The following is an 18225-nucleotide window of genomic DNA, read 5'->3' on the forward strand; positions in this document are numbered from 1 at the left end:
TCGCCAGTCCGGAGCTATCCCACCTCGACCGGCAGGCCGGCAGCCTCGAGGGTGGCGGCAGCGTCCTTGGCCGGGAACGACGGCGGGTTCACGCCGGCCATTTCCTCCATCACTCGGACCACCTGGCAGCTGTAACCGAATTCATTGTCGTACCAGACGTAGAGGACCAGGTTCTTGTCGTTGCTGATGGTGGCCAGTCCGTCGACAATGCCAGCGCGGCGCGAACCCACGAAGTCGGTGGAGACAACCTCGGGCGAATCGATGTAGTCCACCTGCTTGCGCAGTTCCGAGTGCAGCGACATCTCCCGCAGGTAATCGTTGACCTCGTCCTTGGTGGTGCCGTTTTCCAGGCTCAGGTTCAGGATGGCCAGGGACACGTCCGGGGTGGGGACGCGGATGGAGCTGCCGGTCAGTTTGCCGAGGAGCTCGGGCAGCGCCTTGGCGACTGCCTTGGCGGCACCGGTTTCGGTGATGACCATGTTCAACGCGGCGGAGCGGCCGCGGCGGTCACCCTTGTGGAAGTTGTCGATCAGGTTCTGGTCGTTGGTGAAGGAGTGAACCGTCTCAACGTGGCCGTGCACGACGCCGTAGCGGTCGTTGATGGCCTTCAGGACCGGCGTGATGGCGTTGGTGGTGCAGGATGCCGCGGAGACGATCTTGTCCGAGTCCGTGATGCTGGCGTGGTTGATGCCGTGCACGATGTTCTTCAGCTCGCCCTTGCCCGGGGCGGTCAGGAGAACGCGGGAGACGCCCTTGCTCTGCAGGTGCTGGGAGAGGCCTTCGGCGTCGCGCCAGCGGCCGGTGTTGTCCACGACCAGGGCGTCGTGGATGCCGTAGGCGGTGTAGTCCACGGTGGCCGGGTTGTCCGAGTAGATGACCTGGATCTGGACGCCGTTGGCGGTGATGGTGTCGTTGTCGAGGTCCACCTTGATGGTGCCTTCGAAGGAGCCGTGCACCGAGTCGCGGCGCAGCAGGCTGGCGCGCTTGGTGAGGTCGTTGTCCGAGCCGCGGCGCACCACAATCGCGCGCAGCCGCAGGCCGTGGCCGCCGCCGGCCTTCTCGATCAGGAGGCGGGCCAGAAGGCGGCCGATGCGGCCAAAGCCGTAGAGGACGACGTCGGTGCTGGTGCGGTCGTCGCCGCCGCGCTTGCCGACAACTTCGGCCAGCTCTTCGCGCAGGAAGTCGTCCAGGCTGACGCCGTTGCCTTCTGCGCGGTACTTCTCCGTCAGGCGGGCAATGTCGATGGCTGCCGCGCCGAGGTCCAGCTTGGTGAGGGCGTCCAGCAGGGGCGCGGTCTCTTCGAGGCGCAGCTCTTCCTTGCTCATCCGGCGGGCGAAGCGGTGCGCCTTCAGGATGTTCATGGTGGACTTGTTGATCAGGCTCCGGCCGTGGATTGACGTCACCACGTTGTTTTCGCGGTACAGCCGGCCGATCACCGGGATCATGGCCTCGGCGAGCGCCTCCCGGCCCATCCACGTATCAAGACAAGAATCTGACGTCTGGCTCACAGAACTACCTTCCTAAAATCCACCACATACGTCCTCGTATGCGGAAGTCGGTTCCCGGCGGGTTTCCGGAACCTGGACGCGGCGGGGATTCGGTCCACCCCGTGCGCCTGCTTGGAGCGCAAAGAAAAAGCCACCGGCTGCGAACGCAGACCCGGTGGCAGAACATCTACGTTCGCTATCCAGTCTAAAGCGGCGGCCCGGTCGCCGGGGGCCGGGGACGGCGTGAAATCACTCACACGCGGCCAGAGCACCCCGTGTCGTAGGATGTCCGAATGGGACTCATCGTTGCACTACTTGTCATCTGGCTCATTCTCTCGATCCTCGGCTTCGTCGTGAAGGGCCTGCTGTGGCTGGCCGTCATCGGCCTCGTCCTGTTTGTCGCCACGGCGGCATGGGGCTGGGTGAAGCGGAAGGCCAAGGCCTGATCCGAAACCTACGAAGTAAACGAGGGGGCTGGCACCATACGGTGCCGGCCCCTTTTGTGTGAGTGGATGGGTTGACCGATACGCCGGGTTCTGACTAATTCGCTGCTACTGCTGGGATTCCGACTTGGTCATGGGCAAATCATGGGCAACCAGGCTTATCAGCCCGTCCGTCAGGGCCGCCGCCCGGGTGTCATCAGACGGCCACAAATGCGCGTACGTCTTCAACGTCTCCGTCGCGTCCTTGTGCCCCAGTCGATGGGCAACGGCCACCACCGACATGCCCCCGGAGATCAGCTGGCTGGCGTGGTAGTGGCGCAGCTCATGCCACCCGTCACCCAGGCCCGCCATCTTTTTCCGAACGTCCCTCCACGCCTCCCCCGCCGTCCCGCGCATGATCGCCCGACCGGACGAGTGGAACACCACGTCCCCAGCGCCCCTCGGGCCTCCCCTCAGGTCCTTGAGCAGCTGCATGGTCTGGGCGCCCACATGGATCCGGCGCCGGCTGGATTTCGTCTTCAGCGGCCCCCACTCCGGGGCCGACGAGTTGTTCCCGACCAGCTGCCGGTCCACGCTGATCATCGACGCTTCGAAATCGACCCGGTCCCAGGTCAAACCGCGCAATTCAGAGGACCGCAGGCCCGTAGCGGCGCAGAACACCACCATGGGCCGGTACGGCCGCCAAATCCTGTCGGCCAACTCCTGGACCTTTTCCGTGCGCAACGGCACGACAGCGACGTCCTCGACCGTTGGCAGCCGGATCCCCACGCACGGGCTCACGGCCACCACCCCATCGAGCACGGCGGCCTTGTACATGGACGCCAAATACCCGTACGTGACTTTCACGGTGGACGGGGCCAGCGTCGCCGACCACTCCCCCACAGCCTCCTGCACGTCCGCACGCTGGATGGCGTCCAGTACCCGGTGCCCGAAACTGGGCAGAATGTAGTGCTTGAACTTTGGGGCGATCTGCCCCCGCGAGGATTGGCGCTGGTGCAGCTGGTTCTTCTGCCATGTGTCGGCGTAGTCGGAGAGCAGGACTTTGCGGCGCTTCGCCACGTAGGTGCCGCGGTTGATGCCGGTGACCTGCTCGGCCAGGAAGTCCATGGCGGCCGCCTTGGTCGCGAAACTCTTGCGGTGCTTGTTCTCCCCAGGCGGCGTCCACTCGGCCCGGTAGCGCATGCCCTTGCCGTAGACGGGTGTGCGGGTCCTGTCTTTCCGGACCCAGAGATCTTCGACGCGTGCCATCAGATCAGCCTCCGCACAGGCGGCCGTTGCCCGGCACGGGTGCGCTGATCATTCAGCCGGCCCACGGCGTGCGGCGCCCAGGCGTGGGCCGCCGGCAATTCGATGAGGCGGTTCACTTCCTGCCAGAACCGGACCCCGGAGAGGGCGAACTCTTCACGGGCCCGGCGTTCCCGGGCGGCCGGGTATTTGAACGGCGCCGCGGCCAACTCGAGGATGGCCTTATCCCGACCAGTCAGCGTGTCCATTTATTTCCTTTCGCAGATGCAGGAGCTCCTCTAGGGTGAGCGATTGCTCGAAGTGCCGGACGTCGTCGGGCATCACGTTGAGGCGGTGGGCGATCGAGATCAGGTCGTCCGTGATGCGTGCGGCCTCGACGAATGGGCGCGGCCGGATCAGGTGCCGGGCGGCCCACATGCGGGCCTGACGTTCTTGGCGTGGCGTGCACCCGACGTGCCGGAAGTGGGCGTGGCCGAGCTCGTGCCATGCGGTGGAACGCAGCTGGATGTGGCCGAGGTCCGGCCTGAGTGTGATGCGGTGCCGGTCAGGGTTGTAGCTCCCCCACCACCCGTGGGGCGGGTATCCGTACACGATGCGGACGCCCATCTCCTCCGCCTTCAGTTCGAACCCCATAGGGCAAGAACCTACAAGAGGTGTCCGACAGTTTTTAGTGCGAGGCCTTCGCCCGGTACGCGGACTGCAGTTCACGGGACATGGCCACCAGAAGGTTCTGCGAGGAATCAGGCAGGTCCCGGGCGCCGGCCAGGACGAGAGCGGATTCGTCGGGGCCGCCCATGTTCAGGCCGAGGTCTTTGGCGCAGGCGCCGACGACCTCGCCGACGGTGACGTTGAGGCCGCGGGCCAGCCCCAGGATCGTGTCCGGATCCGGGAAGAGCTTGATCGGGGATGTGGAGATCTGCTGCAGTCGCGACTGGGTGGGGATACCACCGCAGTCACGTGAGAGTTCGACGTTGTTCCGGTCGCCTCGGAGGTTCTTGATGAGGCTTTGCAGAGCCTTGCCTTCTTGCATGGTGTTCAGCTTTCTTCTGGAAGTTGATCGTGGCCGATCTCGGTGTCTGCTTCGCGGGCGGCCAGACGGTAGTCGTCCTGGGTTGCCTGGGCGCCAGCGAGCTCGGTTTCGAGCCGGTGGATGGTTCGGTTCTCTTTGAGGAAGACTCGGGCTATGTCGATGATCACTTTGCGCTGGTCGGGCGTGAGGGAATCGACGTCGGGCGGCAACTGGTCGGCAAGTCGTGCTTGTGGCGGGACTTGCTGGGCTGCCTCGTAAACCTGTGCCACTGGTACTCCTGATAGTTGAGCGAGTGCCTCCAAGGTCTTGCGGCTCGGACGTGATGTGTACGTGCCGGCAATGATCTTGTCGACTGTCGTGTAGGACAGTGTGAGACCTTTTCGTTCTGCTATACGGCCCAGCTGACGCCCCCTAGCGCCTCCGTTGTTGTCGGATGCCGCCTGGGCGATTTCCGTCAACGTCTTGGGTGTGCTGTCCATGGGCTTCATCCTCATACCAGTTGTACTACTTGTGCCAACGATCAAAACTTTTCCAAATACAAGTAAAGCCCGTACATCGCCGTAATTGCAGGGAAACAAGCGCGTGTTGTTGACAAGTAAGTGGTGAATGCGGCACGCTTCACTTGTCAACACTTCGGAAAGGATGAAAGATGTACACGTATCAAGGAACACCCACAAGGCGCTGCCCGCTACGGCGCCCCAGAACACGACTCCGGGGGGAGGTCAACATGAAGCCAATCAGCACGGCCACGCTCAAGAAGCGACGCGAACGAGAAGGCTACTCACAGCGCCAGCTCGCGTCCCTGTGCAAATGCACCCAGGCGGCAATCTCCGCACTCGAAACCGGGACCATGACCCGCTGCTCCGAGGACCTGGCCACACAAATCTCCAAATGGCTCCGCCGCGACGTCGACGAGCTCTTCACCAGGCATGAGGAAACACGCGTGCCCCGAATGACAAACGCGGCAGGCTCCAAACGCCAACTCGTCCACGCCTAACCCACAGAACAGGAAGCCCATGGCCAACACCTCCACACTCACCGCCGTCACCTCGCCAACGCAGAACCTCCGCGACCTCATCGAAGGCAACGCCTGCGCAATGGTCACGGCCGACGAGCTCCACAACGCACTACTCGAGCTGGAAACGACCATGGGCTGGCCCCTGACCAAACCCACAGAAATGGAACTCTCATGACGCAAGCAGCCGTTCTGGAAGAGAACTGGCGGGCAATCGCGCTGCAGGAACTCACCGCCCTGGCAAAGTCCGGGGTAACGTTCAACGCCGATACCCTCCGGGAGCGCGGCGTGAAGGAACCTGCACACCACAATCAGTGGGGCGGCTTGTTTCAGGCCGCGAAGAAGCGGGGCCTGATCGCGAAGGCCGACTACTCGTCGAGTCAGCGGAAGTCCCGGCACGGCGGCTTCCTCCACGCATGGAGAGGAGTCCCGGATGCCGGCGCCTAGCACCAGCACACTCCCCCGCCGAGCCTTCACGCTGCAGGAGGTCTCGGAGATGCTCGCCGAGCCAGTGCAGACGATCAAGCGTCACTGCCAGACGCAGGCGCTCCGCGGGGCGTACAAGACCGGGGGCAAGACAAGCCCGTGGCGGATCCCGCCCAAAGCCATCGACTACTACCAGGCAACGAGGAGTAACCAGTGAAAAAGGATGAAGCGTTGAGTGTCGTTGCCGCCGCTCATGGGGCGGCTGTTGAGGCTGAGTCCGCCGCCGCTGCGGCGCAGGACCGGAAGCGTGAAGCAGTCCGTGCCGCCTTTGATTCCGGCTGCACAGCACCGGAGGTGGCCGCGGTTCTGGGCTCGTCCGCGCAGTGGGCGTACCAGCTGAGGGATAAGCCGCCGCTGAACGCGGCATGAAAACAAGTGACACTTGTTTTCGTCGCAAGTAGCAGATAGAGTCATCCCATCAACAAAAAGAGGTCCGCAGGCTGCAACCCACGGACCTCACGCCCACCGAACCACGAAAAGGATCATTCGATGAACGAGTACCAGTTTACCAAAGAACAGGCCACCGCCGTCGCCCGCAACATGATCGCCGGCTACTGGGAAACCCACGCCAACGCCGACCAGGACGCCGAACGCCTCGCCTGCCGCCTCACCGGGGCACTGGAAATCTTTGTCCTTCCGTCTGACGTTGAAAACGCTTTCAACTGGCTGGATGACCTAGCCCGAGTTGAAAACGGCACGCACGACCTGCTCGAAGTCAACGCCGCCGGCACCGTCGACAACACCGCCTCCCTGACCGAGTACTTCGAATCAGAGCTGGCCGCCGCCATCAACGACGTCGTCTCCAGCTTCCGCACCCGGTTCGAGCTCGCAGCATGAACGACCACGACGCCATGACGGCGATCAACGCTGTCCTCGACCGGCACTTCCGCGGCGAGCTCACCCAGGCGCAGACGCTCGCGCAGATCTGCATCATCTCCGGCCAGAACGCCACCGACCACGCGGAAGCAAAGAAGGCCCAGTCATGATCTGCAAACGCATCCACCTCACCGCCCGCGGCGAATGGGTCCGCGACATCGCCGCCGGCCTGATCGCGTTCCTGGTTCTCCCGGGAACCGTCCTCGTAGCCGGGAAGCTGGCCGGACTGTGACCGGCTGCGAGCACCCCGCAGACGTCTACGACAAGGGCGCCACGACTTGCGCGGTCTGCGGAGAGGACCTGTCATGACGGACTGCTACTGCCGGGGCCAGGCGATCTGCCCGACCTGCGGTGAACACACCTGCACCGACTGCAACTGCACCGACACCGACCACTGGAAGGACGAACGATGACGATCGCATTCACAGACCCATCCCTCCCCGCAGTCGCGCCGGGATCCGCTGAGTGGATGACCTACATGACGGCCAGCAAGGTCAGCGCCATCATGAAGCACTCCACCTACGACTCCTACCTATCCCTGTGGCTCAAGATGGCCGGCCAGATCCCGCGTGAGCAGGACACGGATGTCACCCGGCGCGGCCACTACCTTGAGCCCGCCGTACGGGCATGGTTCCGAGACCAGCACCCGGAATGGCAGGTCACTCAGACCGGCATGTGGGTGCACCCGGACATCCCATGGGCCGCTTCCACCCCTGACGGCATCGTGCACACCCCGGACGGCATCGAGCTATTCGAGGCCAAGTCCTCGACGCTGGACGGCGACTGGGGCGAACCCGGCACCGACCAGGTGCCACCCGGCTACTACGACCAAGCTCAGTGGCAGATGTTCACCACCGGGCTACGCCTGGTCAGGCTCGCGGTCATCAAGTCGTACCTCGAATTCGCCGAATACGTGGTCGAGTACGACGCCAACTACGTGAAAGTCATGCTTGGCGAAGTCACCGAGTTCATGGCCTCCCTCGAAGAAGGCCGGCGCCCCAGCCTCGATCCCCTCGATGGCCACGCCGCAACCTACGAGGCCGTGAAGCAGCTCAACCCCGGAATCGAAGACGAAGAGTTCGAGCTCGAAGACGTCGACGCTATCCGTTTCCTACAGGCGAACGCCGACCGCAAATCGGCCGAACTGGTCGAGCAGGGCGCCAAGTCCTACATCGCCGACATCGCCGGCGAGGCGCGATCCGTCACCTGGAACGGCAAAAAGCTCTTCACCCGTCAGTCCCGCGGCGGAGGCACCCCGTACCTCGTCGCATCCAAAAACCTCCCATCAGTCCCGGAAGAAAGCGCAGCAGAATGAACCAGCAAATGAACGCCATCGAAGTCGCACGCCAGAACATCGGCGCCTACAAGGGTGAGCTCCTCGCGGCCCTCCCCTCCCACCTGCAGGACAAGGGCGTCGGCTGGCTGACCTCCGCCTTGTCCGCTCTCCGGAAGAACGATGAAGTCCTCAAGTGCGCGAACAACGACCCGGGCTCTCTCATCGTCGCCCTCTCACAGGCCGCCCAGCTCGGCCTCATGCCGGGAACGGATGAGTACTACATCACTCCGAAGGGCGGGAAGATCCTCGGCGTTGTCGGCTACCAGGGCGAAGTGGAGCTTATGTACCGGGCCGGCGCCGTGTCCTCCGTGATCGTTGAGAACGTCTACGAGAAGGACCGCTTCGAGTGGAACCCCGGCACGATGACCAAGCCCGTCCACGACGTCGACTGGTTCGGCGGCGACCGCGGCAAGATCATCGGCTCCTACGCCTACGCCATCATGAAGGACGGCGCCGTTTCGAAGGTCGTCATCGTCAACCAGGAACGCATTGACCGGGCAAAGAAGGCGTCCGCGACGGCTGGAAAATCGTTCTCCCCGTGGACCTCCGATGAGGCGGCGATGATCTTGAAGACCGCCGCCCATGACTTGGCCAAGTGGGTGCCGACGTCGGCTGAGTACATCCGCGAGCAGGTCCGCGCCGTCCGTGACGTGGCCAACGAGCCTGCTAAGCAGGCCCCGAAGCCGGCGCCCGTTACCTCTCCGCGCCAGCACCACCCGGAAGCAGCAACGGAGCCCGCAGCCGACACGCTGACCGGTGAGCTGGTAGATGAAGGTGAGCAGACCGAAGCTGACGCGGCCTGGTTCGCCGGATCGGACGCCAAGTAGATGGCGGGCATGGTCACAGTTCGGGTGAAGCTCGAGGACGGAACGGTCGCCGAATACCGGCGTGACTGGTTCGGCGGAAACCCGGCGTTCGAAGGCGCCGAGGCCGAGAAGGCAGCCTTCGCTGCCTCCGAAGCATGCCGGGATGCCATCGAGGCGACCCACGGGAAGCTCCCGGACCGGGCGGTATTCACCAAGCACAAAGGACAGCGATAACTATGGCGGGCGAAACAACGATCACTGTGATCGGCAACCTGACCAACGACCCCGAACTGCGTTTCACTCCGTCCGGATCCCCGGTGGCGAACTTCACGATCGCATCGACCCCGCGGACCTTCGACCGGCAGTCCAACGAGTGGAAGGACGGAGAAACCCTCTTCCTCCGGGCCTCCGTCTGGAAGGAAGCCGCGGAGAACGTGGCCGAGTCCCTCACGAAGGGCATGCGCGTCATAGTCTCCGGCCGGCTGAAGTCCCGGTCCTACGAAACCAAGGAGGGCGAGAAGCGGACCGTCATCGAACTCGAGGTCGACGAAATCGGGCCCAGCCTCCGGTACGCGAACGCCAAGGTGAACCGCACCCAGCGCTCCGGCGGCAACGGCGGGGGCCAGGCTTCGGGCGGCAACTGGGGCGGTGGCCAGCCAGCGGCGCAGGACGACCCGTGGGCAACGCCAGGTGCCAGCGCCGGCGGCTGGGGCAACGGCCCCGACACCGAACCACCCTTCTAACCACCAACAAACCGTGTGCGGACGCCTGCCCTGGGAAACCAGTCGCAGGCGTCCGCTACCAGTCCAACTAGGAGAACCAGTGACTACCCCCGACCTCACCGCAAGGATCCAGGCACGCGACGGTGTAGCCGTTGTCGTCTACACGAAGAACGACTGCCGGCAATGCGACCGAACAAAGCTGATCCTCGACCGGGAAGGCATCGTCTACACCGCGGTCAACGTCGAAGAGGACCCGGCGGCCTACCGCTACGTGACCGAGAAACTGAACCGCCGTGAAATGCCCACCGTCGTCGCCTCAACCATCGACGGTGACGTCGTCTGGTCCGGGCTGCAGCCGGACATGATCCGCGACCACATCACCCACCGGGCAGACGCCGCATGAGCCGCCAGGAACGTTGCCCGTCCTGCAACGGAGTCATCAACCCGCAGACGGCCGAGTGCCGCTGCTCCGACTAGAGAAAGCCACCACACCATGAAGTTCACCCTCACCGCGGATGCCCTCGCAGACGCCGCAGCGTACGCATCCAAGGGCATCAGCGCCCGCCCACCCGTCCCCGTCCTCTCCGGCCTCCTAATTGAGGCGCAGCAGGGCGGCCTCCGCATCAGCGGCTTCGACTACGAGAAGTCGGCCCGCACCCAAGTCGCCGCCGACGTCACCGAACCAGGCACCGTCCTGCTGCAGGGCCGCATGTTCACGGACATCATCCGCAAGTTCGGCCGCAAAACCGTCACCGTCACCGTGGACGAACGCCGCGCCACCCTCACCGCTGGATCTGCGGTGTTCACGATGGCCGCCATGCCGGTCTCAGAGTTCCCGCCTATGCCGGATCTCCCGCCTGTTGCGGGCAAGATCGACGGTGACGTGTTCGCCGCGGCCGTCGGCCAGGTCATCGGCGCCGCCTCCGGTGACGACTCGGTTCCCGTGCTCATGGGCGTGCAGATCGTCTCCGAAGGCGATCAGCTCACCATGCGCACCACCGACCGGTACCGTCTCGCCGAAGTCACCGTCCCCTGGCAGCCTGCCGGCGACGACATCGAACTCTTGGTGCGCGGTTCCTGGCTCGCCGACGTCATCAAAACCCTCGCCGGTGAAGCGTCTCTCCTCGCCGACGGCAACCTCGTCGGCATCCGCACCGGCAATCGGGCCACAACCGCGATCATGCTCGACGGTGACTACCCCAAGATCAAGACTCTTTTCCCCGACCGGACGGCCACCGAGATCACAATAGGCCGGGACGCCCTCGCCGACGTCCTCGGCCGGGTCTCCCTCGTCGCCGAACGCAACACCCCGGTGCGGCTCACCACCAAGGAAGGGGCGCTTGTACTTGACGCCGGAACCGGCGAGGACGCGCAAGGCGAAGAGACCGTCCAGTGCATCATTTCCGGCGACGACGTCAAAGTCGCCTTCAACCCTGCCTACCTGGCATGGTCCCTCGCCGTCACCCCGGCCGCCGAGGTCGTGCTCGGCTTCCAAGTGAACCTGGCCAAACCCGCCCTCGTAACCGGTCACGACGGCCTCCGCCACCTCCTCATGCCCGTCAGGCTCCCCGTATGAGCGCCGAGGCGGAGGTACCCAAGACGCGGCGCCCGTTCTACCAAACTCTCACCGTCGACGTCGACATCGATTCCAGCGTCCTCGAGGAGAACGGCTACCACCACGAGGACGACTGCCCCGCAGCTCCGCAGGCGGGCGCCGATCCGGACTACGACGACACAGCGGAAAACCTCCGCCGACTCTCCGACTGGCACGACCACGCGCACGGCCTAAGTCTCTGGGCCAGCTGCGTTTACGAACCCTGCAACCTGCTCACCGACGAATTCAGGAGTACGCCTTGAGCCTCACCATGACCGACATGTTCTGCGGCGCCGGCGGATCCTCAACCGGAGCGACGTCGCTCCCCGGGATCACCGTGAAGACCGCCCTCAACCACTGGGACAAGGCCCTCGAGTCCCACAACGCCAACCACCCGGACACCATCCACGTCCAGGCTGACATCAAAGAGACCGACCCACGCTACATCGGGCACTCCGACATCCTCTGGGCCTCCCCCGAATGCACCAACCACTCCGTGGCCAAGGGCCGGAAGCGGATCACCAACCAGCCGGACCTGTTCGGCGACTCCCTCCCCGACGAGGCCGCCGACCGGTCCCGCGCCACCATGTGGGACGTCCCCCGCTTCGCCGAGGTCCACAAATACCGGGCCATCATCACCGAGAACGTCGTGGACGCCGCCAAATGGGTCATGTTCGACGCCTGGCTGATGGCCATGAAATCCCTCGGCTACGAGCACAAGGTCCAGTACCTCAACAGCATGCACGCCCAGCACGGCGGCCTCCCCGCACCCCAGTCCCGGGACCGCATGTACGTGCTCTTCTGGCTCAAAGGCAACAAGGCGCCCGAGGTCGAGAAGTACTTCCGGCCCAAGGCGTACTGCTCGAGCTGCGACGAGATCGTGGACGCCCTGCAGGTCTTCAAGAAGGCCGAGCAGTGGGGCCGCTACCGGGCCCAGTACGTCTACAAATGCCCGAAAGCGTCATGCCGCAACGCCATAGTCGAGCCGGGCTGGCTGCCGGCCTCACACGCGATCGACTGGTCACTTCGCGGCGAACGCATCGGGGACCGCAAGAGGCCGCTGGCGCCCAAGACCATGGCCAGGATCGAGGCCGGGCTGAAGAAGTACGGACGCCACCCCATGCACCTCGAAGCGGCAGGCAACACCTACGACTCGGCATCGGGAAAGGGCGGGGACTACTTCCGGATCTGGCCGACGACCGAACCGGTCCGGACCCTGCATGGTTCAGCCAGCAAGGGACTTCTGGTGCCGGTCGAGGGCCGCGTTGGTAAGGAAGCGCAGACCGTGGATACAGCGATGCGCACCCAGACCACCCGAAACGAAACGGGCATCCTGGTCCCCTACTACGGGACTCACAACTCGGCTACGACCAATGATCCGATGCGTTCCATAACGACCGTTGACCGGTTCGCGATGATCACCACCCTGCGCGGGACCAACGCGCCCAAGGACGTCGGGCAGCCGCTCGACACGTTCGCCGCGAACGGCCTGCACCACGGCCTGGCGGAATGGAAAGTCCCCGACATCGACGACTGCGAGTTCCGGATGCTCGAACCCCATGAGATCAAGGCGGGCATGGCCTTCCCGAAGGAGTACATCATGCTGGGCAACAAGCGCGAGCAAGTGAAGATGGCGGGCAACGCCGTCACACCCCCGGCCGCCCGCGACCTGGTGGCCTGCATGGCGGAAACGCTGGTGGCCTCGTGAGCGAGTACACCGAGTTCCTGAAGGCGAAGGCCGACTTCGAGCGTGACTACGGCCAGCCTGTGGAGGCGACGGCCGTTAACCCCATCCTGAAGGACCACCAGCGCGACATCGTCCGCTGGGCGGTCGAGGGCGGGCGGCGGGCGATCTTCGCCGCGTTCGGCATGGGCAAGTCCATCATGCAGTTGGAGACGCTGCGGCTCACCCTGGCGCACGCCGGCGGCCGGGCGCTGATCGTCGCGCCCCTCGGGGTCCGCGGCGAGTTCATCCGCGACGGCCGCAAGCTCGACATTGACGTGCGATTCATCCGCCGGGCAGAAGACCTCGACGGCGACGGCATCTACATCACCAACTACGAGACCGTCCGCGACGGCAAACTCGACGTCAACGAGTTCATCGCGGTCAGCCTCGACGAAGCCGGGGTCCTCCGCAGCTTTGGCTCCAAGACCTACCAGTCGTTCCTCAGCCTCTTCGCCGACGTTGCCTACCGGTTCGTCGCCACGGCAACCCCGTCCCCCAACCGGTACAAGGAGCTCATCCACTACGCAGGGTTCCTCGGCGTCATGGACACCGGCCAGGCGCTCACCCGGTGGTTCCAGCGGGACTCCACCCAGGCAAACAACCTCACCCTGTATCCCCACAAGCGGGACGAGTTCTTCATGTGGCTGAACAGCTGGTCGATCTTCCTCCAGAAGCCTTCCGACCTCGGCTACTCCGACGATGGCTACGACCTGCCGCCCCTGGCCATCGACTGGGTCGAGGTCCCCGTGGACCACTCCACGGCCGGGGTCGATCGGGACGGGCAGGCCCGGCTGTTCCGTGGCGGCGCCAAGGACCTGCAGGGCGTGGCGAAGGAGAAGCGTGACAGCCTCCCGGCCCGGATCGGGAAGCTCATGGAAATGGTCGTCGCACACCATGCGATGGACGACGGCCAGATCATCCTCTGGTGCGACCTGAACGCCGAACAGGACGCCATCGAGGCAGCCCTCAAAGCGGCCAACATCAGCTACTCCAGCGTCCACGGCTCCCTCGACACCGACGAAGCCGAACGGCGCCTCGACCAGTGGCGGGACAAGGAAACCTACGCGCTCATCGGGAAGCCCGTGATGCTCGGCCAAGGCCTGAACCTGCAGCAGGCCAACGTCGCCGTCTTCGCCGGCGTCACCTACAAATTCAACGACACCATCCAGGCATGCCACCGCATCCAACGCTTCGGCCAGACCCGCCCCTGCACCGTACACCTCATCCACGCCGAATCCGAAGGCGAAGTCGTCACCGCCCTCAAAGACAAATGGGCGCAACACAGAGAGCTGACCTCCACCATGACCGACATCATCAAGCAGTACGGACTCTCCCGGAACTCCATCACCGAAGCACTCACCCGGACCATGGGCGTCGAACGCATCGAAGCCTCCGGGGAGGGCTGGACCCTGGCCAACAACGACTGCGTGGACGAAACCACGCACCACATGACCGAGAACAGTGTCGACATGATCGTCACGTCCATCCCCTTCTCAAACCACTACGAGTACACGCCGGACTACAGCGACTTCGGACACACCGACGACAACGACCACTTCTGGGCGCAGATGGACTTCCTCACCCCGCAGCTGCTGAAGGTCCTCAAGCCTGGCCGGATCTACGCCTGCCACGTCAAAGACCGCATCAACTTCGGCAACGTCACCGGCGCCGGCATCCCCACCGTCTCCCCGTTCCACGCCGAGGCGCTCTTCCACGGCGTCAAGCACGGCTTCGACTACATGGGCATGATCACCGTCGTCACCGACGTCGTCCGCGAAAACAACCAGACCTACCGCCTCGGCTACACCGAGATGCGGAAGGACGGGACCAAGATGGGCGTCGGCTCCCCCGAATACATCCTGCTCTTCCACAAACCCCAGACCGACCGGTCCAAGGGCTACGCCGACGACCGTGTCACCAAGGACAAGGACGACTACTCGCTGGCCCGCTGGCAGGTCGACGCCCACGCGAACTGGCGCTCCAGCGGCAACCGTCACCTCACCCCGGACGAGCTCGCAGGCCTGCCCGTCGAACAGCGGTCCAGGCTGTTCACCGAGCAGACACTCACCGAGGTCTACGACTACGAAACCCACGTGAAGATCGGCGAGACACTGCAGGGCAAGGGCGCGCTCCCCGCCACGTTCATGTCCCTCATGCCCGGATCCTGGGCGCCCGACGTCTGGCACGACGTGAACCGGATGCTCACCCTCAACGGGGAGCAGAAACGCCGCAACGTCCAGATGCACGTCTGCCCTCTCCAGTTCGACATCGTCGACCGGCTCATCGAGCGGTACACCAACCCCGAAGACGAGGTGTTCGACCCCTTCGGTGGCCTCGGAACCGTCCCGCTCCGGGCCCTGAAACTCGGACGCAAGGGCCGCTCCAGCGAACTCAACCCCGGGTACTTCCTCGACTCCGTCAAATACCTCGAAGCCGAAGAACGCAAACAGGACATGCCAACCCTGTTCGACCTGGCCACCATGGAAGAAACGACACTCAAGGCCGCCGTTTAGCCATGCCCTTAGGAACCAGTCGTGCTTGTTGCAGAACAGGCGTGGCTGGTTCCGGCACCACCAGAAAGGACCATTGTGGAGAAGGCTGACAAGGACAAACGGCCGTACATCACGGTCACGAACGAGCTGTTCCGGCACCCAAAATTCCGGCGCCTCTCGGACAAAGCCAAGCTCTACCTGCTCGAGCTGTGGGGCACGTGCAACGAGTTCCAAACGGACGGGCTCATCGAACACGCCGTCCTCCACGCCCAAGGGAAGAAGGTTGCCGATGAGCTCCTCAACGGCTGGGTAGAGCCCACCAAAACCGGCGGCGTCTACTACATGCACGACTACCTCGTGCACCAGAAGTCAAAGGTCGAGATCGAGCTGCACAAGGCGAAGAAATCCACGGCCGGGGCCATCGGGGCGCACACCAGGCACCACGAGAAAAAGGGCATCTTCGACATCAGTTGCGAGTACTGCCGAGCCTCCCGAACCGGTTAGCACCTGCTAAAGCACCTGCCATAGCAAACCTTTAGCACCGGATTAGCACCATTAACCACTAACCACTCTTACTCACCTAAGAGACAACACTCACCACTGTTTCTAATCACCAGTTGAAGAAAGAAATCAGTCAATCGTCACCTAAGTGACGCGGGAAGGACGTGAACACTTGACTGACTCCGAACCCATCACCAAACCCCAGGCCGAGGCCCTCGCAGGGATCCTCCACCAACTCCGGCCCGAATGGGGAATCCCGTCCATGGTCACCCTCATGGGCCGGAACAAAGACCACCCCGCAACGTTCGAACGCCTCACCATCGCAGCCGTCCACGCAGCAACCCGCACCAAGCCCGACGGCACCCCCGTAGCAGACACCCCCGCGGTCATCTACCAGCCAGGCCGGCACTGGGACCACCCAGTAGGCGAAACGCCCGCACACCAGCCACCCGGGCCACCCTGCGAAGACCACCCAACGTTCCAAGCCCACAACTGCCGCTGCTGCTGGGCAGACATCAAAGCGGGACTCCGGCCCGAGACACTTCTCGGCAAACACCACACCGAAACGGAGCAAGCATCATGACCGACTTCGCCAAACGCATCGAAGCAGCAATCAAACTCCTCTACCCCGACGAAATGACCCCCACAGCCAAGAACGTCCTCACCAAGATCCTCGACGAAGAAAGCCAGAAACGATGAACACGCAGACCCTCCCCGTAGGGGCAGCCACACACCACACAGAGCAGACCCTCAAGAACCGCTACCAGGAGGCGCTCGACGTGTACGAGGCGTGGTCGGATCGGGTGCGATCTTCGGGTGGCCAGGATCGTGTGGCGGCTGCGTTGCAGCGGGCTGATGCGTGGGCGTGGGTGGAGCGGACGAAACAGGATTTGGAGGCGTTTCGTTCGGTTGCCCGCCAACGGGCTGCGGCGCCGGGCTGGACACGTCCGCATGGCCGGTCTGGGGTGGTTGGACGCGGGAACCGTTGCTAGGCCCCCAGGAACGCGTACAGCGCGTTACGCTCACAAGTACCGAACTACGAAAGCAGGAACGATGACCAAGTACCACCGCCAGAAGGGCGCGACGTTCGAGACGTTGACGGCCGGCTACCTGAACAAGCATGTTGATGACCGGATCGAACGGAGGACGAAGAACGGGTCGAAGGACCGCGGCGACATCGCCGGGCTCCGGCATCTTGGCCGCCGCGTGGTGATCGAGTGCAAGAACACGGCGAAGACGCTGCTGGGCACGTGGGCGGCCGAGACCGAGACGGAGCGCGGGAACGACGACGCCCTGGCCGGGGTGGTGGTGCACAAGCGTCACGGGAAGGGCCGGCCGGAGGACCAGTGGGTGACGATGACCCTGGGCGAGTTCGTTGCGATCCTGAACGGAAACCGCGACCACATCGACTCCTAGTCGTTGCGGAAACAAGTTGAACTTGTTAGGCTTGCAAGTACAAACCATCCCGGCAATGCGGAGCTGCAACTCCCCCGGTCCACGAAAAGGAAACCCATGACCACCACACCAGAAACCACCCGGCCGCCAGTCCCCGAACTGGAGGCGGCGAAACTGTACCGGCAGGTCCGCCTCGCGAGGGTCGCGTCCGAACGCGCCGACGCTGACGCCGCACAGGCCGCGTCCGAGGCGCAGGAAGCCCGGGAACGGCTCGCCGCTCTGGAGGCCGAGTACGCGGCAGTGAAGCTCGGCGGTGTCGCATGAGCGCCCGCGACGAACTGACGACGTTGATCCTAGGCAAGACCGCGCCCCGCGCCGCCGACGCGATCATCGCCGCCGGCTACTCGAAGCCCCGCACGATCACCACCGCCGAAGAACTCGACGCGCTGCCCGAGGGGACATGCATCGTGGATCAAGCCGAGCGGCTGACGCTGGAGGAAACATCGATCCAGTGCCTCGAATGGGTAGACCGGCATGGGAACGCCTGCCATGTCGAGTTGCCCGCCGCGGTCCTGCACGAGGGAGGTGCGGCGTGAGCGCCCGGGACCGGTACACCCGGTGGGACTTCCTCGCCGCGTTCACACCCGTCTTCATCATCGCCGTCACCCTCATAGCCTCACCGGTGCACCCGTGAGGGCGGCGCGTTGGACGTTCCGCCGCCGCATCGCCTGCCTCTTCGGCGAGCAACTCGTCCCCGGCCGGCACCACGCATGGCGGGTCAGGGCATGAGCGGGCTGCAGGTCACTCGCCCCGAGGTCCGGGTCGTCGTCAGCTTCGACCATGCCGTCAACACTGAGGACGAATGGGACTTCCACGAGTGGATCTGGACGGACACGAAGGTGAAGGCCGACAAGCGCGGCCGCCCGAACCCGCGGATGACGTTCGCGGACTGGCGCCTGGTCCGGTGCAACAACACCGAGTGCCCAGCCCAGGCACTCATCAACATGAACGACGTCCTCGGCGCTCTCCCTCCAGCACCGGAAACGGCCGCCTCGTGACCGCCGCGCAGTT

Annotated in this window: 30 protein-coding genes; 24 read left to right on the top strand and 6 right to left on the bottom strand. The window is 64.2% G+C overall.

Going from position 1 to position 18225, the window contains the following annotated elements; genetic code table 11:
• Positions 1 to 14: 14 nt before the first annotated feature.
• Complete coding sequence (locus AC1MED_RS10790) at positions 15 to 1472, bottom strand: glyceraldehyde-3-phosphate dehydrogenase (protein WP_479783276.1); 1458 nt, start codon at positions 1470 to 1472, stop codon at positions 15 to 17.
• A gap of 308 nt (positions 1473 to 1780) precedes the next feature.
• Here AC1MED_RS10790 and AC1MED_RS10795 point away from each other — a divergent pair, with 308 nt between their 5' ends.
• Entirely contained in the window at positions 1781 to 1933 is a 153-nt protein-coding gene (locus tag AC1MED_RS10795) for a hypothetical protein (RefSeq protein ID WP_175320881.1), read from the top strand.
• A 105-nt stretch (positions 1934 to 2038) separates the two neighbouring features.
• Here AC1MED_RS10795 and AC1MED_RS10800 read toward each other — a convergent pair whose 3' ends face one another.
• Genes AC1MED_RS10800 through AC1MED_RS10820 form a run of 5 tightly spaced genes read right to left on the bottom strand, consistent with a single transcriptional unit; the run spans position 2039 to position 4684 of the window.
• A complete protein-coding gene (locus AC1MED_RS10800; RefSeq protein ID WP_479783277.1) occupies positions 2039 to 3178 on the bottom strand; it encodes a site-specific integrase in 1140 nt (379 codons plus the stop codon).
• Positions 3178 to 3423: a DUF3263 domain-containing protein gene (locus AC1MED_RS10805; protein WP_479783278.1), complete on the bottom strand. Its 246-nt coding sequence runs from the start codon at positions 3421 to 3423 to the stop codon at positions 3178 to 3180. The genes AC1MED_RS10800 and AC1MED_RS10805 overlap by 1 nt, the downstream gene beginning before the upstream one ends.
• The gene (locus AC1MED_RS10810) at positions 3398 to 3808 is read right to left on the bottom strand and encodes an ImmA/IrrE family metallo-endopeptidase (protein WP_479783279.1); all 411 of its coding nucleotides are present in this window, start codon (positions 3806 to 3808) and stop codon (positions 3398 to 3400) included. The genes AC1MED_RS10805 and AC1MED_RS10810 overlap by 26 nt, the downstream gene beginning before the upstream one ends.
• 34 nt (positions 3809 to 3842) lie before the next feature.
• Positions 3843 to 4205: a hypothetical protein gene (locus AC1MED_RS10815; protein ID WP_479783280.1), complete on the bottom strand. Its 363-nt coding sequence runs from the start codon at positions 4203 to 4205 to the stop codon at positions 3843 to 3845.
• 5 nt (positions 4206 to 4210) lie between these two features.
• The gene (locus AC1MED_RS10820) at positions 4211 to 4684 is read right to left on the bottom strand and encodes a hypothetical protein (RefSeq protein ID WP_479783281.1); all 474 of its coding nucleotides are present in this window, start codon (positions 4682 to 4684) and stop codon (positions 4211 to 4213) included.
• 248 nt (positions 4685 to 4932) lie between these two features.
• Here AC1MED_RS10820 and AC1MED_RS10825 point away from each other — a divergent pair, with 248 nt between their 5' ends.
• The 23 genes from AC1MED_RS10825 (at position 4933) to AC1MED_RS10935 (ending at position 18212) form a co-directional block, all read left to right on the top strand.
• Positions 4933 to 5202: a helix-turn-helix transcriptional regulator gene (locus AC1MED_RS10825; protein WP_479783282.1), complete on the top strand. Its 270-nt coding sequence runs from the start codon at positions 4933 to 4935 to the stop codon at positions 5200 to 5202.
• A gap of 19 nt (positions 5203 to 5221) precedes the next feature.
• Complete coding sequence (locus tag AC1MED_RS10830; RefSeq protein WP_479783283.1) at positions 5222 to 5398, top strand: hypothetical protein; 177 nt, start codon at positions 5222 to 5224, stop codon at positions 5396 to 5398.
• Positions 5395 to 5667, top strand: coding sequence for a hypothetical protein (locus tag AC1MED_RS10835; RefSeq protein WP_479783284.1), 273 nt, complete (start codon positions 5395 to 5397; stop codon positions 5665 to 5667). The genes AC1MED_RS10830 and AC1MED_RS10835 overlap by 4 nt, the downstream gene beginning before the upstream one ends.
• Positions 5654 to 5863, top strand: a complete 210-nt coding sequence (locus tag AC1MED_RS10840; protein ID WP_479783285.1) for a helix-turn-helix domain-containing protein — start codon at positions 5654 to 5656, stop codon at positions 5861 to 5863. Before AC1MED_RS10835 ends, AC1MED_RS10840 begins: the two co-directional genes overlap by 14 nt.
• The gene (locus AC1MED_RS10845) at positions 5860 to 6075 is read left to right on the top strand and encodes a hypothetical protein (RefSeq protein WP_479783286.1); all 216 of its coding nucleotides are present in this window, start codon (positions 5860 to 5862) and stop codon (positions 6073 to 6075) included. Before AC1MED_RS10840 ends, AC1MED_RS10845 begins: the two co-directional genes overlap by 4 nt.
• A gap of 120 nt (positions 6076 to 6195) precedes the next feature.
• Complete coding sequence (locus AC1MED_RS10850; protein WP_479783287.1) at positions 6196 to 6543, top strand: hypothetical protein; 348 nt, start codon at positions 6196 to 6198, stop codon at positions 6541 to 6543.
• Complete coding sequence (locus AC1MED_RS10855) at positions 6540 to 6692, top strand: hypothetical protein (protein ID WP_479783288.1); 153 nt, start codon at positions 6540 to 6542, stop codon at positions 6690 to 6692. The genes AC1MED_RS10850 and AC1MED_RS10855 overlap by 4 nt, the downstream gene beginning before the upstream one ends.
• Positions 6689 to 6814, top strand: coding sequence for a hypothetical protein (locus tag AC1MED_RS10860; protein WP_479783289.1), 126 nt, complete (start codon positions 6689 to 6691; stop codon positions 6812 to 6814). The genes AC1MED_RS10855 and AC1MED_RS10860 overlap by 4 nt, the downstream gene beginning before the upstream one ends.
• Positions 6815 to 6991: 177 nt before the next feature.
• A complete protein-coding gene (locus AC1MED_RS10865) occupies positions 6992 to 7897 on the top strand; it encodes a YqaJ viral recombinase family protein (protein WP_479783290.1) in 906 nt (301 codons plus the stop codon).
• An 8-nt stretch (positions 7898 to 7905) separates the two neighbouring features.
• Complete coding sequence (locus tag AC1MED_RS10870; protein WP_479783291.1) at positions 7906 to 8745, top strand: recombinase RecT; 840 nt, start codon at positions 7906 to 7908, stop codon at positions 8743 to 8745.
• 9 nt (positions 8746 to 8754) lie between these two features.
• A complete protein-coding gene (locus AC1MED_RS10875) occupies positions 8755 to 8958 on the top strand; it encodes a hypothetical protein (protein ID WP_479783292.1) in 204 nt (67 codons plus the stop codon).
• A 2-nt stretch (positions 8959 to 8960) separates the two neighbouring features.
• Positions 8961 to 9467, top strand: coding sequence for a single-stranded DNA-binding protein (locus tag AC1MED_RS10880; protein WP_479783293.1), 507 nt, complete (start codon positions 8961 to 8963; stop codon positions 9465 to 9467).
• 79 nt (positions 9468 to 9546) lie between these two features.
• The gene (locus tag AC1MED_RS10885) at positions 9547 to 9849 is read left to right on the top strand and encodes a glutaredoxin family protein (RefSeq protein WP_479783294.1); all 303 of its coding nucleotides are present in this window, start codon (positions 9547 to 9549) and stop codon (positions 9847 to 9849) included.
• A gap of 90 nt (positions 9850 to 9939) precedes the next feature.
• Positions 9940 to 11022 (top strand): DNA polymerase III subunit beta, encoded by a 1083-nt coding sequence (gene dnaN / locus AC1MED_RS10890; RefSeq protein ID WP_479783295.1) that lies wholly within the window; start codon positions 9940 to 9942, stop codon positions 11020 to 11022.
• On the top strand, positions 11019 to 11303 hold the full coding sequence (locus AC1MED_RS10895; protein ID WP_479783296.1) for a hypothetical protein: 285 nt from the start codon (positions 11019 to 11021) through the stop codon (positions 11301 to 11303). Before dnaN ends, AC1MED_RS10895 begins: the two co-directional genes overlap by 4 nt.
• A complete protein-coding gene (locus tag AC1MED_RS10900; RefSeq protein WP_479783297.1) occupies positions 11300 to 12748 on the top strand; it encodes a DNA cytosine methyltransferase in 1449 nt (482 codons plus the stop codon). Before AC1MED_RS10895 ends, AC1MED_RS10900 begins: the two co-directional genes overlap by 4 nt.
• On the top strand, positions 12745 to 15279 hold the full coding sequence (locus tag AC1MED_RS10905; RefSeq protein ID WP_479783298.1) for a DNA methyltransferase: 2535 nt from the start codon (positions 12745 to 12747) through the stop codon (positions 15277 to 15279). Before AC1MED_RS10900 ends, AC1MED_RS10905 begins: the two co-directional genes overlap by 4 nt.
• A gap of 21 nt (positions 15280 to 15300) precedes the next feature.
• A complete protein-coding gene (locus tag AC1MED_RS10910) occupies positions 15301 to 15762 on the top strand; it encodes a hypothetical protein (protein WP_479783299.1) in 462 nt (153 codons plus the stop codon).
• A gap of 169 nt (positions 15763 to 15931) precedes the next feature.
• Complete coding sequence (locus tag AC1MED_RS10915) at positions 15932 to 16342, top strand: hypothetical protein (RefSeq protein WP_479783300.1); 411 nt, start codon at positions 15932 to 15934, stop codon at positions 16340 to 16342.
• 470 nt (positions 16343 to 16812) lie between these two features.
• Positions 16813 to 17175 (top strand): hypothetical protein, encoded by a 363-nt coding sequence (locus tag AC1MED_RS10920; protein ID WP_479783301.1) that lies wholly within the window; start codon positions 16813 to 16815, stop codon positions 17173 to 17175.
• 96 nt (positions 17176 to 17271) lie between these two features.
• Entirely contained in the window at positions 17272 to 17478 is a 207-nt protein-coding gene (locus AC1MED_RS10925; RefSeq protein WP_479783302.1) for a hypothetical protein, read from the top strand.
• The gene (locus tag AC1MED_RS10930; protein ID WP_479783303.1) at positions 17475 to 17750 is read left to right on the top strand and encodes a hypothetical protein; all 276 of its coding nucleotides are present in this window, start codon (positions 17475 to 17477) and stop codon (positions 17748 to 17750) included. The genes AC1MED_RS10925 and AC1MED_RS10930 overlap by 4 nt, the downstream gene beginning before the upstream one ends.
• Before the next feature lie 189 nt (positions 17751 to 17939).
• Positions 17940 to 18212 carry a hypothetical protein gene (locus AC1MED_RS10935; protein ID WP_479783304.1) on the top strand — a complete coding sequence of 91 codons (273 nt, stop codon included), beginning with the start codon at positions 17940 to 17942 and terminating at the stop codon, positions 18210 to 18212.
• Positions 18213 to 18225: the final 13 nt, after the last annotated feature.

This window comes from Arthrobacter sp. BI5 (genome assembly GCF_056680065.1).